The organism is Nocardia implantans (assembly GCF_035544775.1).
Lineage (GTDB): Bacteria > Actinomycetota > Actinomycetes > Mycobacteriales > Mycobacteriaceae > Nocardia > Nocardia implantans.
Genome location: NZ_JAYKYQ010000010.1, coordinates 143,190 through 162,647, shown reverse-complemented (window position 1 = coordinate 162,647; position 19,458 = coordinate 143,190). Strand labels below are relative to the sequence as shown.

Sequence of the window (19,458 nt, the reverse complement as noted above, 5' to 3'; positions counted from 1 at the left end):
AGCCTCGACATACGGTACCCGGCCCAGAGTGACAGGGCGATCCGGCCCGAGCAACTCTCGCGCGCAATCGAACCGGGGCAGCGGCACGATCCGCCACGAGCGTGCGCACCGGCTGCCCAGCTGTCGGCCGGTTCGCCCGAGCCTTCGCGCAGACCGGCGCGAATGATCCCGGCCCCGGCGCGACCACTGAGCGGGCACGATGGTGCGGTACGGATCGACCGCGACCGACGAGGAGAGCTCCGTGGACGACAACACCGATTCGCGTGCGGGCACCGTCACCACCTACGGGCACGGCGTCGCCCGCGCCGTGCCCGACCTCATGCGGGTGACGATCTCGGTCGAATCGCGCGCGAGCAAGGTCGCGCTCGCCTACCGCCGGGCCGGTGAGCGGGTGGCCGCGATCACGCGATCGCTGCGCTCCGACGGCGTCGCCGGCGTGGACATCGCCACCAGCGGACTGTCGGTACAGACCGAGACGGTGTGGACCGAGGGACAGGGCAACCGCGTCACGGGGTACCTCGCGAGCACGTCGCTGACGGTCGCTTTGCGCGATATCGGCCATGATGCCGACCCCGGCCCCGGCACGGTCATCGCCGACTGCGTCGAGGCGGGCGGTGACGATGTCCGCCTCGGCGGTCTGGTCCTCGCCTTCGCCGATCAGGAATCCCTGCTCACCCGGGCCCGCGATGCCGCGTGGGACGACGCCGTCGCCAAGGCCGAGCAGTACGCCCGGCGGGCGCGGCGCTCGCTCGGAGAGGTGGTCGAGATCACCGAGGACACCGCCGCCGCGCCGCCGGTGCCGCGCGCGCAGTCCCTGTCGGCCCCGATGGAGGCCTACCGCGCCGTCGCCGTCCCGGTGGAGCGGGGCGAGAGCGAGATCCGCGCGGACCTGCGCGTCACGTGGCGACTGGCCTGACAGCTGCTGTTTCCGCCGCGCCGCGGTCCGCCAGGAACTCCAGCCGATTGCCCACCCCGTCGCGGGTGTGGAACCGCCGCCGCCCCGGAATCTCCGCCGGATCGGCCCAGACGACCGGATAGCCGGCCGCGGCGACCGCGGCAGCGACGGCGTCGATGTCCACCACGAACGCCGGATGCGCTTTGGCGGCCGGGCGGAAATCGGCTTCCACACCGATGTGCAGTTCGCCGTCCGGGCCACCGCGGCCGGGGACGCGGAACCAGCAACCGCCCCTGGCGGCGAGCAGCGGCGGCTTCGGGAGTTCGGCCCATCCGAGCACTCCGGTGTAGAAGGCGCGCTGCCGGTCTTCCGCACCTGCGGGACAGCACAATTGGACGTGATGGATCATGCTTCCATCGTGCCCGAGGCCGGGTTCACGAACCGTGACCCAGACCTCGCACCAGCAGGGTGACCGTGGCCGCTCCGGCGTGCCGATCCTTCGAGATCTCCTGGTACTCCGGCGAATCGGCCCAGGCGCGGAAGGACGGCTCGTCCGGGAAGGAGATCAGCACCACCTTCTCGCGATCGGTGACGCCCTCGATGGTCTGCGGGGACTCGTCGGCGGCCAGCAGTGTCCCGTTGTAGCGGACGAAGACGTCCAGGAAGCGTGCCTGGTAGCGGTCGTAGGCGGCGCGATCGGTGAACTTCAGTTGCGCAATTGCGTACACGGTCATGGCTGTGACTCTAATTGGACGGTCCGGCGGCCCCGCACCGGTTCGGCGGCGCCCCGCGCGAATTCACCGCTGCGCCGGGCCCGGCGTGCCTATATTGAGGTCGTCACCGTCCAGGAGGTCGCATGTCGTTCGTGCTCATCGACAAACCACGGCCCCATATCGCCCTGGTGACGCTGAACCGGCCCGAACGGATGAACGCGATGGCGTTCGACGTGATGATCCCGCTGCGCGAGGCGCTGGAGCGGGTGCGCGCCGACAACGACGTCCGGGTCGTCGTGCTGACCGGCGCGGGACACGGTTTCTGTTCCGGAGCCGACCTCACCAGCGCGGGAAAGGTGCCGAACGTCGACGGGCTCACCGTCACCAGTGTCGCGCGCCGGTCGATGGATCTGCTCAACGACGTGCTGATCGCGCTGCGGCGGATGCACCAGCCGGTGATCGCCGCGGTCAACGGCGCGGCCATCGGCGGCGGGCTCTGCCTGGCCGTCGGCGCCGATATCCGCATCGCCGCCGAGGACGCGTACTTCCGCGCCGCCGGCATCAACAACGGCCTCACCTCGGCCGAACTGGGTCTCAGTTATCTGCTGCCCCGTGCGGTCGGCGCGTCGAGGGCATTCGAGATCATGCTGTCCGGCCGCGACGTCGACGCCACCGAAGCCGAGCGCATCGGTCTGGTCTCCCGCGCCGTCGCGGCGGCGAAACTGCTGGACACCTGCTACGACCTTGCCGAACGCATCATCGGCTTCAGCCGGGTCGGCACCGAGCTCACCAAGCGCATGCTGTGGAGCGGCATGGAGGCGGGCGGCTTCGAATCGCACATGCAGCACGAGGGCACTGCGCAGCTGTACGTGCGCCTGACCACCGGCAATTTCGACGAGGCGATCCGCGCCCGCCGGGACCGCAGGCCCCCGGTCTACGAGGACTGACCGCTCAGCGCTCCAGCAACGCGAGGCATTCCACGTGGTGCGTCGCGGGGAAGGCGTCGAAGGCGCGCAGGTCGGCGAGCCGGTAACCCGCCGCCTGGTACAGGCCGAGATCGCGGGCGAACGCGGCGGGATCGCAGCCGACGTGGACGATCCGCCTCGGACCGCTGGCGGTGACCGCGCCGATCACCTCCTTGCCCGCGCCCGCGCGCGGTGGATCGAGCACCACGACGTCCGGGGCGGCCGCGCCGACGTGCTCGAGCACCCAGCGCTCCACCCGCTGTGCCCGCAGTTCCACCCAGGGCAGGTCGCGCAACGCGGCGGCGCCGTCGGCGACGGCGGGACGGGCCGATTCCACCGCGAGCACCACACCGGTGCGCCCGGCCTGTTCGGCGAGGCGCGCGGCGAACACCCCGGCGCCACTGTAGAGGTCCCACGCGCGCCCGCCGGGCCCGAGTTGCGACCACTCCGCGATCAAATCCGAATAACGTTGCGCCGCACCGCGATGCGCTTGCCAGAAGCCCGTCGCGGCGACCTCCCAGCGCCGCCCGGCCACGTACTCGACCGCGCGCCCGCTGCCCTCGAACACCCACTCCTCACGCGCCGCGTGCGCCGCCGCACGTCGCGCGGACGCCGCGCGCCGGTCGTCGCGGCCTGCGGACTCCGCGGCGGACCGGTCTCCCCCGCGCCGATCCCGCCCGTGCGGACGGTCGCGTCGACCTCCGCCGCGCCGATCCCGGCCACCCGGCTCCGATCGCCGCCCGCTTCCGCCGGGGCCGCGCCGATCCCCGCCGCGACCGCCCGGTTCGGCATCCGCGGCGGGCGCCAGCTCGACGACGTGCCGGATCCCGTCCCCGTCCACCGCGATCACCAGATCGGCGCCGGGCGTCCATCGCCGCTGCGCGAGCCCCTCCAGCGCTCCCGTGACCGGTTGCGGGCAGCGCAGATCCGGGATCACGTCGGTGCTGCGATAGCGGTGCACCCCGGCACGTCCGTGCGCGTCGACCGCGAGGCGCACGCGGGTACGCCATCCGCCGCCCGCGTCGCCGGGCCCGATGGACTCCACCACCACGTCGCGCTCGATCCCGGCCACCCGCCGCAACTGCTCGGCCACCACCGCGGCCTTCAGCGCGCGTTGGGCCTGCGGCGTGGCGAAGGAGAAATCGCAGCAGCCCGCGCCGCCGGGACCGGACACCGGACAGGTGGCAGGCACCCGATCCGCGGACGCCTCCAACACTTCGACCGCGTCGGCGCGGAAGAACGAACCGCCGCGATCCTCGGTGACCCGCGCCCGCACCAGCTCGCCGGGCAACCCGTGCCGGACGAACACCACACGTCCCTCGTACCGTGCGACACAGAACCCGCCGTGACCCGGCGGCCCGAGCCGCACCTCGAACGTGCCGGTCCGCCGATCGCTCATCCCGAATGCTCCGCGGACGTCATGTCCGATCCTCGTACCCGCGCCGCACCGCGCCGGGAGCGTTCACCACGCCCGGGGTGCGCGCCCGCGCCGACGAACTCAGCTGCCACGGCACGCTGGTCACCATCACGCCCGGCTCGAACAGCAGCCTGCCCTTCAAGCGCAGGGCGCTCTGGTTGTGCAGCACCTGTTCCCACCAGTGGCCCACCACGTACTCGGGGATGAACACGGTCACCACGTCGCGTGGGGCGTCTTTGCGCACGCGCTTCACATAGTCCAGCACCGGCTTGGTGATCTCGCGATAGGGCGATTCGATCACCTTGAGCGGCACCGTGATGTCGCTGTTCTCCCACTCCCGCACCAGCGCCCTGGTGTCGGCCTCGTCGACGTTCACCGTGACCGCCTCCAGCGTGTCGGGGCGGCTGGCGCGCGCGTAGGCGAGAGCGCGGCGCGTCGGCAGATGCAGCCGGGACACGAGCACGATGGAGTGCGAGCGGCTGGGCAGCACACCGTCCCACTCGTGCTCGTCCAGCTCGCGGGCGACCGAATCGTAGTGCCTGCGAATCAGTTTCATCACGACGAAGATCGCCACCATGGTGAAGATGGCGATGTAGGCGCCCGCGAAGAACTTGGTGATCAGCACGATCACCAGCACCGCTCCGGTCGCGCTCAGACCGACCGCGTTGATCACCCGCGAGCGCTTCATCCGCGCGCGCTGCGCCGGGTCGGCCTCGGTGCGCAGCAAACGGGTCCAGTGCCGCAGCATGCCGGTCTGACTGAGCACGAACGAGACGAACACGCCGACGATGTACAGCTGGATCAGCTTGGTCACCTCGGCGCCGAACAGCACCACGAACGCGATCGCCGCGCCGGACAGGAACAGGATGCCGTTGCTGAAGGCCAGCCGGTCGCCTCTGGTGTGCAGCTGGCGCGGCAGGTAGCGGTCCTGCGCCAGGATCGAGCCGAGCACGGGGAATCCGTTGAACGCGGTGTTCGCGGCGAGCACTAGGATCAGCGCGGTCACCGTCGTGATGAAGAAGAAGCCGAGCGGGAAACCCTCGAACACGGTCTCGGCCAGCTGCGCGATCAGCGTCTTCTGGTGATAGTCCGACGGTGCGCCGGTCAGGTCGGCGACGTCGTGCGCGTACACCACCCCGATCTTCTGGGCGAGGATGATGATGCCCATCAGCAGGACGATCGCGATCGTGCCGAGCATCAGCAGGGTGGTGGCGGCATTGCGCGACTTGGGTTTGCGGAACGCCGGCACGCCGTTGCTGATCGCCTCCACGCCGGTCAGCGCGGCGCAGCCGGAAGAGAACGACCGCGCGATGAGGAAGGCGAACGCCAGCCCGTAGAGATGCTCGTGCTCGGCGATCAGGCCGAAGCCCGCCGATTCGGCCCGCAGGTCGTCCCCGAGCACGAAGATCCGGAACAGACCCCAGCCCAGCATGATGAACATGCCGATGATGAACGCGTAGGTCGGAATCGCGAACGCCGTGCCCGACTCCCGCACACCGCGCAGATTGATCGCGGTCAGCAGCGCGATGGCCACGACGGCGAACAGCACCTTGTGCGTCGCGACGAATGGAATGGCCGAGCCGATGTTGGACGCGGCCGATGAGATCGACACCGCGACGGTGAGCACGTAGTCGACCAGCAGCGCGCTGCCGACGGTCAGGCCCGCGTTGGGCCCCAGGTTGGTGGTCGCCACCTCGTAATCGCCGCCGCCGGACGGGTAGGCGTGAACGTTCTGCCGGTAACTGGCCACCACGACAGCCATGACGAACGCGACGGCCAATCCGACCCAGGGGGCGTACAGGTAGGCCGCGACCCCGGCGGCCGAGAGCACGAGGAAGATCTCTTCGGGGGCGTAGGCGACCGATGACATCGCATCGGATGCGAACACCGGGAGCGCGATTCGCTTCGGCAACAGCGTGTGGCCCAGCGAGTCGCTACGGAAAGGCCTGCCCAGCAGCACTCGCTTCGCTGCCGTCGTCAACTTGGACACTGGAGCGAGCATAGGCCCCCGCACGGGGGATCGCGCGCGTGGCTCGCAGGTTTGCTCGCCGGCTGGAGGGGGAACGTGGCCGGTGGAATCATTCGACGGGTAGCGTTCGACCGAACAATGAAGCAGACCGAACACCACGGTTCCAGGAACGAGGTTGCACGGTGTACGTAGTGATCATGGGGTGCGGGCGCGTCGGCTCGTCGCTGGCCCACGCCCTGGTCCGCGTAGGTCACGAAGTCACCGTGATCGACCGGGACCCCAGTTCCTTCCTACGCCTCGGATCCGACTTTCCCGGCGAGCGAGTGACCGGTGTCGGATTCGATCGAGATGTGCTGATCAAGGCCGGGATCGAGCGGGCGGACGCGTTCGCGGCGGTGTCCTCCGGCGACAACTCGAACATCATCTCCGCCCGGGTCGCCAGGGAGATGTTCGGCGTCGAGCGCGTGGTGGCCCGCATCTACGACGCCAAGCGCGCCGCGGTCTACGAACGCCTCGGCATCCCCACCATCGCCACGGTCCCGTGGACCACCGACCGCTTCCTGCGCGCGCTCGTCGGCGACACCGGCACCACCACTTGGCGCGACCCCACCGGAACGGTTGCCGTGACCCAGCTGACGCTGCACGAAGAGTGGTATGGCCGCACCGTGCGCGATCTGGAGCAAACCGTCGCGGCCAGGGTCGCGTTCATCATCCGGTTCGGCCAAGCGCTGCTGCCCGACAGCAAGACCATCGTCCAGGCCGACGACATCGTGTATGTGGCCGCGGCTTCCGGCGCCGTGGGCGAGGCCGTCGCCTTGGCCGGAAAGCCCCCAGCGAGCGAGGACTGAATATGAAAGTGGCCATCGCCGGAGCAGGCGCCGTCGGCCGATCCATCGCCAGGGAGCTCCTGCGCGGCGGGCATCGGGTCATGCTGCTGGAGCGTGCGCTCGAGCACATCGACTCCGACGCGATTCCCGACGCGGTCTGGGTGCACGCCGACGCGTGCGAACTCGCGCTGTTGGAGCAGGCCGGTCTGGAGACCTACGAGGTGGTCATCGCGGCCACCGGTGACGACAAGGCGAACCTGGTGCACAGCCTGCTGGCCAAAACCGAGTTCGGGGTACGCCGGGTAGTGGCGCGGGTGAACGATCCGCGCAACGAATGGCTGTTCGACGGTTCCTGGGGTGTCGACGTCGCGGTGTCCACACCCCGGCTGCTCGCCTCGCTGGTCGAGGAGGCGGTGTCGGTCGGAGATCTGGTGCGGCTGATGACGCTGCGCCAGGGCCAGGCGAATCTGGTCGAGATGACGCTGCCCGCCGACACCGCGCTCGCCGGCAAACCGGTGCGCACGCTCACGCTGCCGCGCGACGCCGCGCTGGTGACCATCCTGCGCGGCGGGCGCGTGATCGTGCCGCAGCCGGACGACGCGCTGGAAGGCGACGACGAACTGCTGTTCGTGACTTCGGTGGAGGCCGAGGAAGACCTCCGGCTGGAACTCGCCAACCACGGCATCAGACCGTAACTCCCCGTGACACGGCCGGACGCGCATGCTCGGCGCGGCGCTGCCGGAACCCCTACGCGGCCACCTTCAGCTGCGCGCGCAGCTTGTTCAGCGCGCGGTGCTGCATCACCCGGACCACGCCGGGACTGGTGCCGATGGCCTCGGCGGTCTGCGCCGCGGACCAGCCCAGCATGATGCGCATCACCAGCACCTCACGGTGCGCGGGGGCCAGTACCTGCATGAGTTCTCTTGTGGCGTCGCGCCGTTCGGAGGCCAGCGCCCACTCCTCCGGCCCCGCGGCGGAGGACGCGTGGTCCGGAACGTCGGCCACCGGGTAGGCCGGGTGCTGCTGTGAGCGGCGGAACGCGTCGGCGACCTTGTTGGCCGCGATGCCGTAGACGAAGGCCAGGAACGATTTGCCCTGGTCACGGTAGCGCGGGATGGCGTTGACGGTGGCCAGCAGGACCTCCTGCACCACGTCGTCGGCGGTAACCTGCAGATGGGCGGTGTTGCCGAGACGCGCGCCGCAGTAACGCCGCACCAGCGGATGGACGATCCGGATGATCTCCGCGACCGCCCGGCGATCGCCTTCGGCCGCCGGACCGATCAGCTTGTCCAGCTCGGCCGAGATCCGCCTGCTCTCCGAGAGCGCGGAGTTGTGGGCGACGGGCAGCGCCGTGGTGTTGTGCTCGGTAGTCACGTCCGAGTCCTTTCTCGCCGATCAGTGCGTGTTTTCCTACGCATAGATCGTCTGATGAACTCGGAAGGGCGACCAGTCACCCCAGGGTGGGGAAGCACCCACCTCGGCGGTGGGTATCTCACCACCCCTGTGGTTTTCGCCGGAGGGCGGTGGAGGGTTAACGCTCAGCCGGTTCGGTGGCGCGCACCGTCTTGGCGGGCAGGTGGCCGGCCCGGCGCACGGCCCAGATCGTGACGGCCAGCGCCACCGCGGTCAGCGGCCAGCCCATCGCGATGCGGGCGAAGGCGAGCCAGCCGGTGCGGTCGGTGTCGTAGAGTTCCGACTGCACCAGGTAGCGCGCCCCGAACACCAGAATCCACGTGGTGGTGGCGAGGTCGTAGAGACGCACCGAGCGCGGATCCGACCGCCAGTCGGAGCCGTGGCCGTTCAGCACACCCCAGATCACGCCGACCAGCGGCCTGCGGACCAGGATCGACGCCAGGAACACGCCGGCGTAGACAAGGCTGGTGTAGATCCCGAAGAGAAAGAAGCCTTTCGCCTCGCCCATCCGGTAGGCGATGAAGGCGCAGATGCCGACGCCGAAGAAGCCCGAGATGGCGGGCTGCAGGGGATCGCGCCGCACCAGACGCCACAGGAGGATGGCGGCGGCCACCCCGAGGGCCGACCAGATCGCGGCGGCCAGCCCGGCGAAGCTGTTCACGGGAACGAACACGACTACGGGGAGCGTCGAGTAGATCAGGCCGCTGAAGCCGCCCAGTTGTTCGAGGAGGGTCTGTTCGGCACGTTCCTCGTCACGGTCGGGCGAGTCGAGCCCGGTGCGGTCGTCCGATCCTGCGTTGTCGTTGCTCGAAGGCATACGTCAGCTGTTCCCGCGCAATTCGTAGTAGGGGTTGAAGATCACTTTGCGACCGTCGCGGTCGCCGACCCGGCCACGGACGAGGATGCGCCTGCCCGGCTCGATGCCCGGAATGCGCCTGCGCCCGATCCAGACCAGCGTGATCGCGTCGGTGCCGTCGAAGAACTCGGCCTGGACGCTGGCGCCCGCCGACTTGGGACACGCTTCGACACTGCGGAGCCTACCGAGCATGGTGGCCTCGTCACCACGCCGACACTCCGACGCGCGGCATGCTCCCGAGGCTTCGGATGTCTCGGCCAGCTCTTCGGCATCCAGCTGATCGATGTCTTCGGTCAGCCTGCGGCCCAGACGTCGAAAATACCCTGAGGCTGCGGATGACATTGTGCACGCTCTCCTGCATAGAGCAGATGGCGTGGGTCGCACACCATCGTGAGGGATCCGATCCGCACGGCCCGCTGTGGCCGTACAACGCCACTGTAGATGGGCAGGGCCACCCCCGCTACGCTCGGACCGATGTTCGACTCCCCACACCCCGCTCGCGTCGCGGCGCTGCCCGGCACCGGGTCCGACGCCGATTTCGCCCGGCGCGCCTTCGGGCCCGCGTGCGCCGCACGCGGCCTGGATTTCGTCGCGGTGGAGCCCGACCCGCGCCGGGTGGTTGCGAGCTGCCGAGCAGCGCTGGAGGAGGCAGCGGATGCGGGGCCGGTGCTGGTGGCGGGCATCTCGCTCGGCGCGGCGATCGCGCTGGAGTGGGCCGCGGAGCACCCGGAACGCGTCGTCGGGGTCGTGGCGGCGCTGCCCGCCTGGACCGGGCCCGACACCGCAGCCTGCCCCGCGACGCTGAGCGCGGCGGCCACCGCGGCGCAGCTGCGCGCCGACGGTCTGGCCGCGGTCATCGACCGGATGCGGACGAGCAGTCCCCGCTGGCTGGCGGACGCGCTGACCCGATCCTGGCGGGCGCAGTGGCCGGATCTGCCGCGGGCGCTGGAGGAGGCCGCGGACTACAAGTGGCCCGATGCCGAGTTGCTGTCGGCTTTCCAGCCGCCGCTGGCGGTGGTCACCGCGGTCGACGACCCGGTGCACCCGCGCGCGGTCGCCGAGGAGTGGGCGGCGCTGGCCCCGCGCTCGCACCTGCACCGGATCACCCTGGACGAACTCGGCGCCGATCCCGCGATCCTGGGGCACGCGGGTATCGGCGCCTTCGACTGAGATCGCCTGCTCAGTTCAGGCCGAGTTGCTGCATGGCAGAGCCGTCCGCGCCCCGGCGCGGGCCCTGCGGCAGCCGCGGCACCACCGGTTGCGCACCGGTCTGCGCCGCCACCTGCGCGGCCATCGCCTGCTGCTGGGCTTCCACCTGCTGCTGATGGGCGGCGGCGAGTTGCTCGGCCAGCTGCTGCGGCAACACCACCGGCAGCGGGTCCCGCACCGGCAGCGGGTCCTCGCCACGCCGCACCACCGTCTCGCTCAGGATCGCCCGCGCCGCCTTCACCAGCGGGCTGCCGTCGTTCGCCGCGCCCGAGGGGCCCGCCGCGACCAGCCGCACCATCCAGCGATAGCCGTCCACGCCGATGAAACGCAGGTCGGCGCCTTCGGTCAAAGCCAGCAACTCCCGGCCCCACGGCCCGTTCTCGACCGAGACCCTGGCGCCGTCCTTGCGCAGCGAGTCGGCGAGATCCGCGGCGACCAGCCGCCACTGCCCTGATGTCTTGGGCGCGGCGTAGGCGGCGACGGTGATGCGGCCGTGCTCGGTGGCCAGGTGCACCGCCTGCGGCTGCCCCTCCGGGGTCATCTCGACCTGCAGTTGACCGCCCGGCGGGACCGGCAGCAGCACCGACCCGAGATCCAGCCGCTGCTCGGACACCGAATCCAGCAGGTCGGCGACCTCGTCGTAGTCGTACGGACCCGGCTTGCCGTGCGGCCGGGCGACGTCGAGATCCACCCCCTCGTACGAGCGTTCGTCGGTGGGGGCGTCGTCGTAGAAATCGTCGTCGTACGCGCCCTCGTAGGCGGACTCGTAGTCGGCGTAATCGTCCGCCTCGTCGTACCGGTCGTCCGCGGCCCGGCTCGACTTCTTTCGCTTTCCGAACATTCCCGTCATGCCTCCTCGCCGGTAGCCCGGCCCGCCCCGTTCGTCCACGCGGTCAGGCTCGCGTGACCGCCGCTGGAGCCATAGCCGCCCGCACCCCTGGTCGTCTCGTCGAGCGAGTCGACCTCGACGAAATCCACCAGCTCCACCCGCTGCACCAGCAGTTGCGCGATCCGGTCACCGCGCCGCAACTCGACCGGCGTGCGCGGGTCGTGATTGATCAGGCACACCTTGATCTCACCCCGGTATCCCGCGTCGACCGTGCCGGGGGTGTTCACCACCGACAGCCCGGTCTTCGCGGCCAGACCCGAGCGCGGATGGATCAGGCCGACGGTGCCGACCGGTAGCGCTACGGCGACGCCGGTGCCGACCAGCACCCGCTCCCCCGGCTCCAGGACGACGTCCTGCGTGGTGCACAGATCCACGCCCGCGTCGCCCGCATGGGCGCGCGTTGGCACGGGTATGCCGGGGTCCAGCCGCAGCAAGGGTATGGGTGAAAGTGCGCTCACGTTGGACGAGCCTACGCGTAGGCTGTCTGCCCTCGTGACTTAGTGTTGACTCGTGTCGGACCAGCCCAACCCCATGCCAGCGGACCAGAAAGCGCAGCCAGCCCACCGGTACCGGGAGCGCCTGTGGGTGCCGCTGTGGTGGTGGCCGGTGGCGTTCGCCATCACCGGATTGCTCGCGGCGGAGATCCACATGGGCGCGCCGGGCTTGCGTGCGTGGCTGCCCTACGTGCTGCTGTTCCCCGTGCCGGTCTGGGTGCTGTTGTGGCTGAGCCGCCACCGCGTCGAAGTGGCGCCGGACGCGAACGGCACACCGGAGTTGCGCGCGGATCGCGCACATCTACCGGTGAATTTCGTCGCCCGCGCGGCCGCTGTCGCCCCCACCGCGAAAAGCGCGGCGCTGGGTCGCCAGCTCGACCCCGCCGCCTATGTCCAGCATCGACCCTGGGTCGGGCCGATGGTCTTGCTCGTGCTCGACGACCCGGACGATCCGACGCCGTACTGGCTGGTCAGTACGCGGCGGCCCGAACGGGTCCTCGCCGCGCTCGGTCTACCGAGCGCGGGCTGACACTCTGTTCGATCTCGTCGAGATCAGGCGGCGCAATCCATGCAGATCATCTGGCCGCCCTTCTCACTGGCCAGCCTGCTCCGGTGATGAACCAGGAAACAGCTGGAACAGGTGAACTCGTCGGCCTGCTTCGGGATCACCCGAACCGTCAGCACTTCCTCGGACAGGTCGGCGCCGGGAAGCTCGAACGACTCCGCGGTATCGGATTCGTCGATATCCACGACGGCGGACTGTGCCTCGTTACGACGAGCCTTCAGCTCCTCCAGCGAATCCTCCGACACATCGTCGGATTCGGTGCGCCTCGGTGCGTCATAGTCGGTTGCCATGTCGTCTTCCCCTCGTCCTAACTCCGTGTATCCCGGACCGGTCCGCTCACACCCGATTCCTGCCGGAATCGCCGCGACCGGTACCGCCCCGCCGGTGGTGCACGTCACACGTACACCGGTCGCCTATCAGGGCGGATCATGCCGATCCACTCCGGATAGCGCTGGGTAAACGCAGGACATGCCCTTCTTGTTCCCGCGACCGACCACTGATTCCGCACCGGTGATTCGATCTGGGCCGCCAGACAATAGCGGACGCCGGAGCAAAAGTCGCAATCAAAACACAGCCGAGTCGAAAAAGAGGGGCAATCGACACCTTCTGGGGAACGCACCGAGACCTTGCGTCGCGGCCCCGCCACATTTCCGTACAGTGTGCTGGTGGTTTCACTGATCACCGAAGGCACCGCGACGGATTCGCAAGGTCGGCCGTTCGTGCGCCGCCGCCCCCAGCCCTGGCTCATCATGCTCGGCGTTCTCGCTCTGATCTGCGGGATCGTCTGGATCAAAGCCCTCACCACGCACGACACCGATCACACCGCGATGGCGTGCAACTCGCCGAGCCCGGCCTCGGATCCCGGTGCGGCGCAACCGACTCCGCTCGGTCAGCGGGTCGGCGCCGGCCGCCTGCAGGACGTGGAACCCGCACCGCTGGCCGCGAGCAAGGTGCGCGTGCTGAACGCGAACAACCAACGCGGACAGGCCGCGCACGTCGCCGCCCAGCTCGGCGACCTCGGCTTCGCGAGCGCTCCCGGAACGCAATACGGCAACGATTCGGTATACGTCAACGGCGACCTGGAATGCACCGGGCAGATCCGCTTCGGCGTCAACGGCCGCCCGGCCGCCGCCTCCGTGCAGCTGGTCGCGCCGTGCGCCGAGCTGATCGAGGATCAGCGCGGCGACGACACCGTCGATCTCGTGCTCGGCTCGCTGTTCCGGGACATCCGTCCCAGCAACGACGCCGAGGAAGTGCTGCGTTCGCTCAAGAACCCGGCGCCGGGCAACTCCACATCCATCGATATCAAGCTGCTCGACGCGGCACGGAAAGCACGCTGCTGATCAGCGGTCCGGAATCGGCTCGGTAGCGCCGATCCGGGCCAGCAGCTCGCCCAGTTCGTCGGCGATGCCGGGCGCGGCGGCCACCACCAGGTCGCCGTCGGCGCCCGGCGCCGTCGCGGGCGGCAGCGTCAGCCGCGCGCCCGCCTCGGCGGCGATCAGCGCGCCTGCGCCCCAATCCCAGGCGTTGAGGCCGTGCTCGTAATAGGCGTCGACGCGGCCAGCGGCGACATGACACAGATCCAGCGCCGCCGCGCCGAAACGGCGGATGTCGCGCACGTGCGGCAGCACCTGCGCGACCAGCTCCGCCTGCCTGCTCCTGCGGTGCCTGCCGTAGGCGAATCCGGTGGCGACCAGGGACATCGCCACCGACTCGACGGGCGTGCAGCGCAAATGCTCCACCACGCCGTCGGCGTCGACACGCAGCGCGCCCAGACCGAGCCCGGCGCTGTAGGTGGCCGCCCGCGCGACGTCGACCACGGCGCCCGCCACCGGCCTGCCGCCGCGCAGCGCGGCCACCGACACGGCGTAGCCCGGCACGCCGTAGAGGAAATTGACGGTGCCGTCGATCGGATCGACCACCCAGTGGACGGTGTCGGCACTCGCGTCGTCGATGCTGCCGCCGCCTTCCTCGCCGAGGATCGGGTCGCCCGGGCGCTGTTCGGCGAGCAATTTTCGGATGAGCTCTTCGGTCTCGGTGTCCACGATGGTCACCGGGTCGGTCTCGTGGCTCTTGGACTGCACCGCGCCTTCGGCGTGCGCGCCCGCGGGCCCGAACACCTCGGGACGGCGGGCGCGGACATGGGCGGCGGCCGTCTCGGCGATGTCGACCGCGACGCGGCGCAGGTCGGCTTCGTCGCCACGCGCGACGATCGAGACGAACGAGTCGGCGGTGTAGTCGGACACTGGCGATGAGGTTTCCGGCACGCCCTTTATCGCATCACACATCCTCGCCGAACGCCCAGCCTCGTGGTCCCATTACTCTTGTCGTGCACGACACAGCGCCGTCGTCGGGCATCCCGTCGCAACGCCCGCCGTGGCGTCCCGGGCCCCGTGCAGCGCTGTCATCACATCGGCCAGCACAGGGAAACGAGGGGTTAGTCATGTCCGCTCGGGGGCACGCATTCGGCATCGACATCGGCGGCAGCGGCGTCAAAGGCGCCACGGTCGATCTGGACACCGGCGAGTTGGTCCACGAGCGCATCAAGATCGCGACGCCGCATCCTGCGACTCCGTTCGCCGTGGCCGAGGCGGTGGCCGAACTGGTCGAGAAAGCCCAGTGGACCGGGCCGGTCGGCATCACCCTGCCCGCGGTGGTGCTCGGCGGCGTGGCCCGTACCGCGGCGAACATCGACAAGTCCTGGATCGGCACCGACGCGCGGGCGCTGTTCTCGGCCGCGCTCGGCGGCCGTCCGGTCACCGTGCTCAACGACGCGGACGCCGCGGGCATGGCCGAGGACCACTTCGGCGCGGCGCGCAATTTCGCGGGCCTGGTCATGCTGCTGACCTTCGGCACCGGCATCGGCTCGGCGTTGCTCTACCACGGCACGCTGGTGCCCAACACCGAACTGGGCCACCTGGAGGTCAAGGGCATGGAGAGCGAGCATCGCGCGGCGGCCTCGATCAAAGAACGCGACGACCTGAGTTACGAGCAATGGGCAGCGCAGGTCAGCCTGGTGCTGACGACGCTGGAGAACCTGTTCTTCCCGGTGGTCTTCGTCGCGGGCGGTGGCATCAGCAGGGACTCCGAGAAGTGGATTCCCCTGCTCACCAACCGGACGCCGGTCATACCGGCCCGCCTGCGCAACACGGCCGGCATCGTCGGCGCCGCCATGGCCATCGCGGGGGGCGTCGCGCCGTGAGGCGCGCGGGTACCGCGAGGATGCCGTTCCAGGCATCGTGCCGTAGGTACCCTGGTTAGATCGTTACAATGGAACGTGCCCGGCGCAGCCGGAGAAACCCCGACCGGCCCTCCGCCGGTGAAACCCGACAGATCGCTCCGCCGGAACACCACTCTGGCGTGACGCCGCACGAGACCGTCACGAAAGGGCGTACGTGGTAGCCACGAATACCCGTCAGACCGCCGAATCGGCCGATGCCGACTCCGCAGATGTAACCGCAGCACGGCCGGTCCGTAAGGCTGCCGCGAAGAAGGCTCCGGCGAAGAAGGCCGCCGCCAAGAAGGCGCCTGCCAAGAAGGCCGCCAAGGCGGCCAAGGCTCCCGCGAAGAAGGCCGCCACCAAGAAGGTCGGTCCGGACGGCGAGCCCGGCGCCGAGGAGACGCTCGAGGACGAGTCGCTCGATCTGGACGATCTCGGCGATCTGGAAGTCTCCGAGGAGGATCTCACCGAGGGCGACGATCTGGTCGACGTCGCCGAGGACGCCGAGACCGAGGAAGCCGAGGGCGAGGAGTCCGACGAGCCGAGCGCGGCCGACAAGGCCTCCGGCGATTTCGTCTGGGACGAAGAGGAATCCGAGGCGCTGCGCCAGGCCCGCAAGGACGCCGAACTCACCGCGTCGGCCGACTCGGTGCGCGCCTACCTCAAGCAGATCGGCAAGGTCGCGCTGCTCAACGCCGAGGAGGAGGTCGAACTCGCCAAGCGGATCGAGGCCGGTCTCTACGCCGCGGAGAAGGTGCGCGAGTTCGCCGAGCAGGGCGAGAAGCTGCCGGTCGCGATGCGCCGCGACTACAACTGGATCGTCCGCGACGGCAACCGGGCCAAGAACCACCTGCTGGAGGCCAACCTGCGCCTGGTCGTCTCGCTGGCCAAGCGCTACACCGGCCGCGGCATGGCGTTCCTGGACCTGATCCAGGAGGGCAACCTGGGTCTGATCCGCGCGGTGGAGAAGTTCGACTACACCAAGGGCTACAAGTTCTCCACGTACGCCACCTGGTGGATCCGGCAGGCCATCACCCGCGCCATGGCCGACCAGGCCCGCACCATCCGCATCCCGGTGCACATGGTGGAGGTCATCAACAAGCTCGGGCGCATCCAGCGCGAGCTGCTCCAGGATCTCGGCCGCGAGCCGACGCCGGAGGAGCTGGCCAAGGAAATGGACATCACGCCGGAGAAGGTGCTGGAGATCCAGCAGTACGCGCGTGAGCCCATCTCGCTGGACCAGACCATCGGCGACGAGGGCGACAGCCAGCTCGGCGACTTCATCGAGGACTCCGAGGCCGTGGTCGCGGTGGACGCGGTGAGCTTCACGCTGCTGCAGGATCAGCTGCAGTCGGTGCTGGAGACGCTGTCGGAGCGGGAGGCGGGCGTGGTCCGGCTGCGCTTCGGCCTCACCGACGGTCAGCCGCGCACCCTCGACGAGATCGGCCAGGTCTACGGCGTCACCCGCGAACGGATCCGTCAGATCGAGTCCAAGACCATGAGCAAGCTGCGCCACCCCAGCCGCTCCCAGGTCCTGCGCGACTACCTCGACTAGATCGCCTCCGCCTCGACGCCCGCATCCGTCGTCCGCTCGATTCGTCCAGCGGCCGGCGAATGCGGGCGTCGCGCTTTCCGGCGTGCGGCCCCCGGATGTGCTGGCAACGTCCTTCCCTTAGCACGCCTACTGGCTGACGCATGTCGATTCCCCTTGCGCTGCAGTGCGTTCCGCTCGCGTCCCGGACTTCGCCGAGGATCGACGCCGACCTGCCAGGTCCGGTAGTTTCGGCTCAGGTCTCAGGGGATGATCATCGCCGTGCAGACGTTTCCGCGCGGTGCGCCGCGGCGGGATCACGGCGGCCGACACACCTGCCCAAGGGGTGACCGGAGGCGGTGTTCTGCCCTTCTCGCCATGCAGCTCGCTCCTGTGCGGTTCTCCTGACATCGCGGCTGTGCGGTGCGCCGGAGCGGGATGCCCTGAAGCGTGAAACGGCCGTCATGGTCGCGCACACCGACCCGTGACACAGCGCACACCGGCGCCTGCCGCCGCCCCTGCGCCCCGCCCGGCAGACTTGCGGGGTGGTTGCCTCGACCTCGACTCCGAGCTGGCTCCGGTCACCGTGGACGCGGACGGTCGACCTGCGCGCCGAGTTGCGCGACGGTTCGGCCTGGCTGCGGCGTCCCGGGCTGCCGCGGCGGCTGCTGCCCTCGATCCGCGCGCATCTGGGGGCAGCGCCCGCCAGCACCGCTTACGCGTTCACGCTGTTCGTCACGTGGTGGACGCTTCGCGGGGTCGGTGACTCGGTCGAGCGCCGACTGATCTTCTCCGCGTCGACCAACCTCTACAACATGCGGCACAACCCGGTGCAGGTGCTGGTCGCCTCGGCGTTCTGGACCGACGGCGGATTTCCCTGGGCGACCATCGCCGGGTTCCTGGTCGTCATGGCGTATGCCGAACGCTGGCTGGGCACCGCGCGCTGGATCCTGCTGTTCGCCACCGGGCACATCGGAGCGACGCTGCTGACCGTCACCGGCATCTCCCACGCCATCGACCGCGGCCTCATCCCGCTGCGGGTGGCGGTCGCCGCGGATGTCGGGACCAGCTACGGTTTCTCGGCCGTACTGGCGGCGCTGGCTTTCCGCTTCCGCGGCAAGGTGCGGCTGGTGTGGGCGTGCGCGCTCCTCGCGGCGCTCGGGGTGGCGCTGTGGGTCGAGCCGACGTTCACCGACTACGGCCATCTCTGCGCCGCCGTGATCGGGCTGGCGGTCGGCGCGATCGCGAGCCTGCTCTGGCGGCGGCTGGAGCGGACCGCCGCCCGTCGAGCCCGCGTGGTCGAGGACTGATCAGGAGACCTGGGGTGCGGGGCGGCCGCGGTTCTGCAGCACCCCGACCACGGGCTCGACCACCCGCGCCGCGATCGGGCCGAGCACCGCCATCAGCAGGACGTAGGTCGAGGCGAGCGCGGTGAGCTGACCGTCCATCGCGCCCGCGCTCACGGCGAGTCCCGCGATGACGATGGAGAATTCGCCCCGTGCCACCAGCGCAGCGCCCGTCCGGGCCCGGCCCATCCGCCGGATGCCCTCGCGCGCGGCGGCCCACCAGCCGGTCGCCACCTTCGTCACGACCGTGACCGCCGCCAGCGCGATCGCCCAGCCCAGCACCGGCGGGATCGCTCGCAGGTCGGTGTTCAACCCGAAGGCCACGAAGAAGATGGCCGCGAACAGGTCGCGCAGCGGTTCGAGCATCTTCGCCGCCGCGTGCGCGGTCGAGCCGGAGATCGCGATGCCCAGCAGGAACGCTCCGACCGCCGCCGACACGCTCAGCGCCGAGGAAACGCCTGCCACCAGCAGGGCCGCGCCGAGCAGCGTGAGCAGAAAGACCTCACGGTCGGCGCTGTCCACGATCGCCGAGACGTACCGCCCGTAGCGCAGGGCCACCAAGAGCACCAGCGTGATGGTGATCAGCGCCACCGTAAGGGCACGCAACCCGCTGATCCAGCTGAGCCCGGCCAGCACCGTGGTGAGAATCGGCAGGTACACCGCCATCGCCAGGTCCTCGAAAACGAGGATGGACAGGATCACCGGTGTCTCCCGGTTGCCCAGGCGCCCGAGGTCGTCGAGGACTTTCGCCACGATGCCCGAGGACGAGATGTAGGTGACCCCCGCCATCGTGATCGCGCCGTCGAGACCCCAGCCGAGCATCAGCGCCACCACCGCCCCGGGCGAGGCGTTGACCACGATGTCCACCACACCGGCCGCCCACGAGCGGCGCAGGCCGGTGACCAGCTCCGCCGCCGTGTACTCCAAGCCGAGCAGCAACAGCAGCAGCACCACGCCGATCTCGCCGGCGATATGACCGAAGTCGTGGGCGGCCCGCAGTTCGATGAGCCCTCCCTGGCCGAAGGCGACACCACCGAGCAGGTACAGCGGGATGGGCGACATGCCGATCCGGCCCGCTACACGCCCCAGCATGCCGAGAACGAAAAGAACCGCTCCGAGCTCGATCAGGGCGAGCGCGGTGTCCGTCAC

At 69.9% G+C, this 19,458-nt stretch carries 22 protein-coding genes; 10 read left to right on the top strand and 12 right to left on the bottom strand.

Features of this window, described 5'->3' with window-relative positions; translation table 11 throughout:
- Positions 1 to 241 precede the first annotated feature (241 nt).
- Positions 242 to 916: an SIMPL domain-containing protein gene (locus U3653_RS23715; protein ID WP_323124426.1), complete on the top strand. Its 675-nt coding sequence runs from the start codon at positions 242 to 244 to the stop codon at positions 914 to 916.
- On the opposite strand, the gene U3653_RS23710 is transcribed toward U3653_RS23715, so the two are convergent.
- Entirely contained in the window at positions 897 to 1,304 is a 408-nt protein-coding gene (locus U3653_RS23710) for a VOC family protein (protein ID WP_195082235.1), read from the bottom strand. The genes U3653_RS23715 and U3653_RS23710 overlap by 20 nt on opposite strands.
- A gap of 25 nt (positions 1,305 to 1,329) precedes the next feature.
- Positions 1,330 to 1,629, bottom strand: coding sequence for a DUF1330 domain-containing protein (locus U3653_RS23705; protein WP_195082234.1), 300 nt, complete (start codon positions 1,627 to 1,629; stop codon positions 1,330 to 1,332).
- Positions 1,630 to 1,751: 122 nt separating this feature from the next.
- Here U3653_RS23705 and U3653_RS23700 point away from each other — a divergent pair, with 122 nt between their 5' ends.
- On the top strand, positions 1,752 to 2,555 hold the full coding sequence (locus U3653_RS23700) for an enoyl-CoA hydratase (RefSeq protein WP_195082233.1): 804 nt from the start codon (positions 1,752 to 1,754) through the stop codon (positions 2,553 to 2,555).
- Between the two features lie 4 nt (positions 2,556 to 2,559).
- On the opposite strand, the gene U3653_RS23695 is transcribed toward U3653_RS23700, so the two are convergent.
- Together U3653_RS23695 and U3653_RS23690 are read right to left on the bottom strand one after the other, a co-directional pair.
- Positions 2,560 to 3,972, bottom strand: coding sequence for a class I SAM-dependent RNA methyltransferase (locus U3653_RS23695; protein WP_195082232.1), 1,413 nt, complete (start codon positions 3,970 to 3,972; stop codon positions 2,560 to 2,562).
- 19 nt (positions 3,973 to 3,991) lie between these two features.
- The gene (locus tag U3653_RS23690; RefSeq protein ID WP_195082231.1) at positions 3,992 to 5,980 is read right to left on the bottom strand and encodes an APC family permease; all 1,989 of its coding nucleotides are present in this window, start codon (positions 5,978 to 5,980) and stop codon (positions 3,992 to 3,994) included.
- 161 nt (positions 5,981 to 6,141) lie between these two features.
- On the opposite strand from U3653_RS23690, the gene U3653_RS23685 reads away from it, so the two are divergent.
- Positions 6,142 to 6,807 carry a potassium channel family protein gene (locus tag U3653_RS23685; RefSeq protein ID WP_195082230.1) on the top strand — a complete coding sequence of 222 codons (666 nt, stop codon included), beginning with the start codon at positions 6,142 to 6,144 and terminating at the stop codon, positions 6,805 to 6,807.
- 2 nt (positions 6,808 to 6,809) lie between these two features.
- Positions 6,810 to 7,481 carry a potassium channel family protein gene (locus U3653_RS23680; protein ID WP_195082229.1) on the top strand — a complete coding sequence of 224 codons (672 nt, stop codon included), beginning with the start codon at positions 6,810 to 6,812 and terminating at the stop codon, positions 7,479 to 7,481.
- Positions 7,482 to 7,533: 52 nt separating this feature from the next.
- Here U3653_RS23680 and U3653_RS23675 read toward each other — a convergent pair whose 3' ends face one another.
- From U3653_RS23675 to U3653_RS23665, 3 genes are all read right to left on the bottom strand, one after another.
- Positions 7,534 to 8,160, bottom strand: a complete 627-nt coding sequence (locus tag U3653_RS23675) for a sigma-70 family RNA polymerase sigma factor (RefSeq protein ID WP_323124427.1) — start codon at positions 8,158 to 8,160, stop codon at positions 7,534 to 7,536.
- A 157-nt stretch (positions 8,161 to 8,317) separates the two neighbouring features.
- Entirely contained in the window at positions 8,318 to 9,016 is a 699-nt protein-coding gene (locus U3653_RS23670; protein WP_195082228.1) for a DUF3159 domain-containing protein, read from the bottom strand.
- Positions 9,017 to 9,019: 3 nt separating this feature from the next.
- Positions 9,020 to 9,397 (bottom strand): OB-fold nucleic acid binding domain-containing protein, encoded by a 378-nt coding sequence (locus U3653_RS23665; protein ID WP_067808861.1) that lies wholly within the window; start codon positions 9,395 to 9,397, stop codon positions 9,020 to 9,022.
- Between the two features lie 132 nt (positions 9,398 to 9,529).
- On the opposite strand from U3653_RS23665, the gene U3653_RS23660 reads away from it, so the two are divergent.
- Positions 9,530 to 10,225, top strand: a complete 696-nt coding sequence (locus tag U3653_RS23660; protein WP_195082227.1) for an alpha/beta hydrolase — start codon at positions 9,530 to 9,532, stop codon at positions 10,223 to 10,225.
- Between the two features lie 10 nt (positions 10,226 to 10,235).
- Here the strand turns inward: U3653_RS23660 and U3653_RS23655 are convergent, their stop codons facing one another.
- Complete coding sequence (locus U3653_RS23655) at positions 10,236 to 11,105, bottom strand: DUF3710 domain-containing protein (protein ID WP_195082226.1); 870 nt, start codon at positions 11,103 to 11,105, stop codon at positions 10,236 to 10,238.
- A gap of 5 nt (positions 11,106 to 11,110) precedes the next feature.
- On the bottom strand, positions 11,111 to 11,611 hold the full coding sequence (dut, locus tag U3653_RS23650) for a dUTP diphosphatase (RefSeq protein ID WP_195082225.1): 501 nt from the start codon (positions 11,609 to 11,611) through the stop codon (positions 11,111 to 11,113).
- A gap of 73 nt (positions 11,612 to 11,684) precedes the next feature.
- Here dut and U3653_RS23645 point away from each other — a divergent pair, with 73 nt between their 5' ends.
- A complete protein-coding gene (locus U3653_RS23645; protein ID WP_195082394.1) occupies positions 11,685 to 12,176 on the top strand; it encodes a DUF3093 domain-containing protein in 492 nt (163 codons plus the stop codon).
- Between the two features lie 23 nt (positions 12,177 to 12,199).
- Here the strand turns inward: U3653_RS23645 and U3653_RS23640 are convergent, their stop codons facing one another.
- The gene (locus U3653_RS23640) at positions 12,200 to 12,502 is read right to left on the bottom strand and encodes a DUF4193 domain-containing protein (protein WP_039799153.1); all 303 of its coding nucleotides are present in this window, start codon (positions 12,500 to 12,502) and stop codon (positions 12,200 to 12,202) included.
- 375 nt (positions 12,503 to 12,877) lie between these two features.
- Between U3653_RS23640 and cei the strand changes: the two genes are divergently transcribed.
- A complete protein-coding gene (gene cei / locus U3653_RS23635; RefSeq protein WP_195082224.1) occupies positions 12,878 to 13,555 on the top strand; it encodes an envelope integrity protein Cei in 678 nt (225 codons plus the stop codon).
- On the opposite strand, the gene U3653_RS23630 is transcribed toward cei, so the two are convergent.
- Complete coding sequence (locus tag U3653_RS23630) at positions 13,556 to 14,458, bottom strand: inositol monophosphatase family protein (protein ID WP_323124428.1); 903 nt, start codon at positions 14,456 to 14,458, stop codon at positions 13,556 to 13,558.
- Between the two features lie 197 nt (positions 14,459 to 14,655).
- Between U3653_RS23630 and ppgK the strand changes: the two genes are divergently transcribed.
- The 3 genes from ppgK to U3653_RS23615 all read left to right on the top strand — a co-directional run bounded on the left by ppgK (position 14,656) and on the right by U3653_RS23615 (position 18,273).
- Positions 14,656 to 15,414 carry a polyphosphate--glucose phosphotransferase gene (gene ppgK, locus U3653_RS23625; protein WP_067808872.1) on the top strand — a complete coding sequence of 253 codons (759 nt, stop codon included), beginning with the start codon at positions 14,656 to 14,658 and terminating at the stop codon, positions 15,412 to 15,414.
- 193 nt (positions 15,415 to 15,607) lie between these two features.
- On the top strand, positions 15,608 to 16,987 hold the full coding sequence (locus U3653_RS23620; RefSeq protein ID WP_195082222.1) for an RNA polymerase sigma factor: 1,380 nt from the start codon (positions 15,608 to 15,610) through the stop codon (positions 16,985 to 16,987).
- Between the two features lie 521 nt (positions 16,988 to 17,508).
- A complete protein-coding gene (locus U3653_RS23615) occupies positions 17,509 to 18,273 on the top strand; it encodes a rhomboid-like protein (RefSeq protein WP_195082221.1) in 765 nt (254 codons plus the stop codon).
- On the opposite strand, the gene U3653_RS23610 is transcribed toward U3653_RS23615, so the two are convergent.
- Positions 18,274 to 19,458, bottom strand: a complete 1,185-nt coding sequence (locus U3653_RS23610) for a cation:proton antiporter (protein WP_195082220.1) — start codon at positions 19,456 to 19,458, stop codon at positions 18,274 to 18,276.

Bases quoted from the DNA above. Each gene is read 5' to 3' on its own strand.
- U3653_RS23710 (WP_195082235.1), bottom strand. From the start codon at position 1,304: ATGATCCATCACGTCCAATTGTGCTGTCCCGCAGGTGCGGAAGACCGG.
- U3653_RS23705 (WP_195082234.1), bottom strand. From the start codon at position 1,629: ATGACCGTGTACGCAATTGCGCAACTGAAGTTCACCGATCGCGCCGCC.
- U3653_RS23700 (WP_195082233.1), top strand. From the start codon at position 1,752: ATGTCGTTCGTGCTCATCGACAAACCACGGCCCCATATCGCCCTGGTG.
- U3653_RS23695 (WP_195082232.1), bottom strand. From the start codon at position 3,972: ATGAGCGATCGGCGGACCGGCACGTTCGAGGTGCGGCTCGGGCCGCCG.
- U3653_RS23680 (WP_195082229.1), top strand. From the start codon at position 6,810: ATGAAAGTGGCCATCGCCGGAGCAGGCGCCGTCGGCCGATCCATCGCC.
- U3653_RS23670 (WP_195082228.1), bottom strand. From the start codon at position 9,016: ATGCCTTCGAGCAACGACAACGCAGGATCGGACGACCGCACCGGGCTC.
- U3653_RS23665 (WP_067808861.1), bottom strand. From the start codon at position 9,397: ATGTCATCCGCAGCCTCAGGGTATTTTCGACGTCTGGGCCGCAGGCTG.
- U3653_RS23660 (WP_195082227.1), top strand. From the start codon at position 9,530: ATGTTCGACTCCCCACACCCCGCTCGCGTCGCGGCGCTGCCCGGCACC.
- U3653_RS23655 (WP_195082226.1), bottom strand. From the start codon at position 11,105: ATGTTCGGAAAGCGAAAGAAGTCGAGCCGGGCCGCGGACGACCGGTAC.
- U3653_RS23645 (WP_195082394.1), top strand. From the start codon at position 11,685: ATGCCAGCGGACCAGAAAGCGCAGCCAGCCCACCGGTACCGGGAGCGC.
- U3653_RS23640 (WP_039799153.1), bottom strand. From the start codon at position 12,502: ATGGCAACCGACTATGACGCACCGAGGCGCACCGAATCCGACGATGTG.
- ppgK (WP_067808872.1), top strand. From the start codon at position 14,656: ATGTCCGCTCGGGGGCACGCATTCGGCATCGACATCGGCGGCAGCGGC.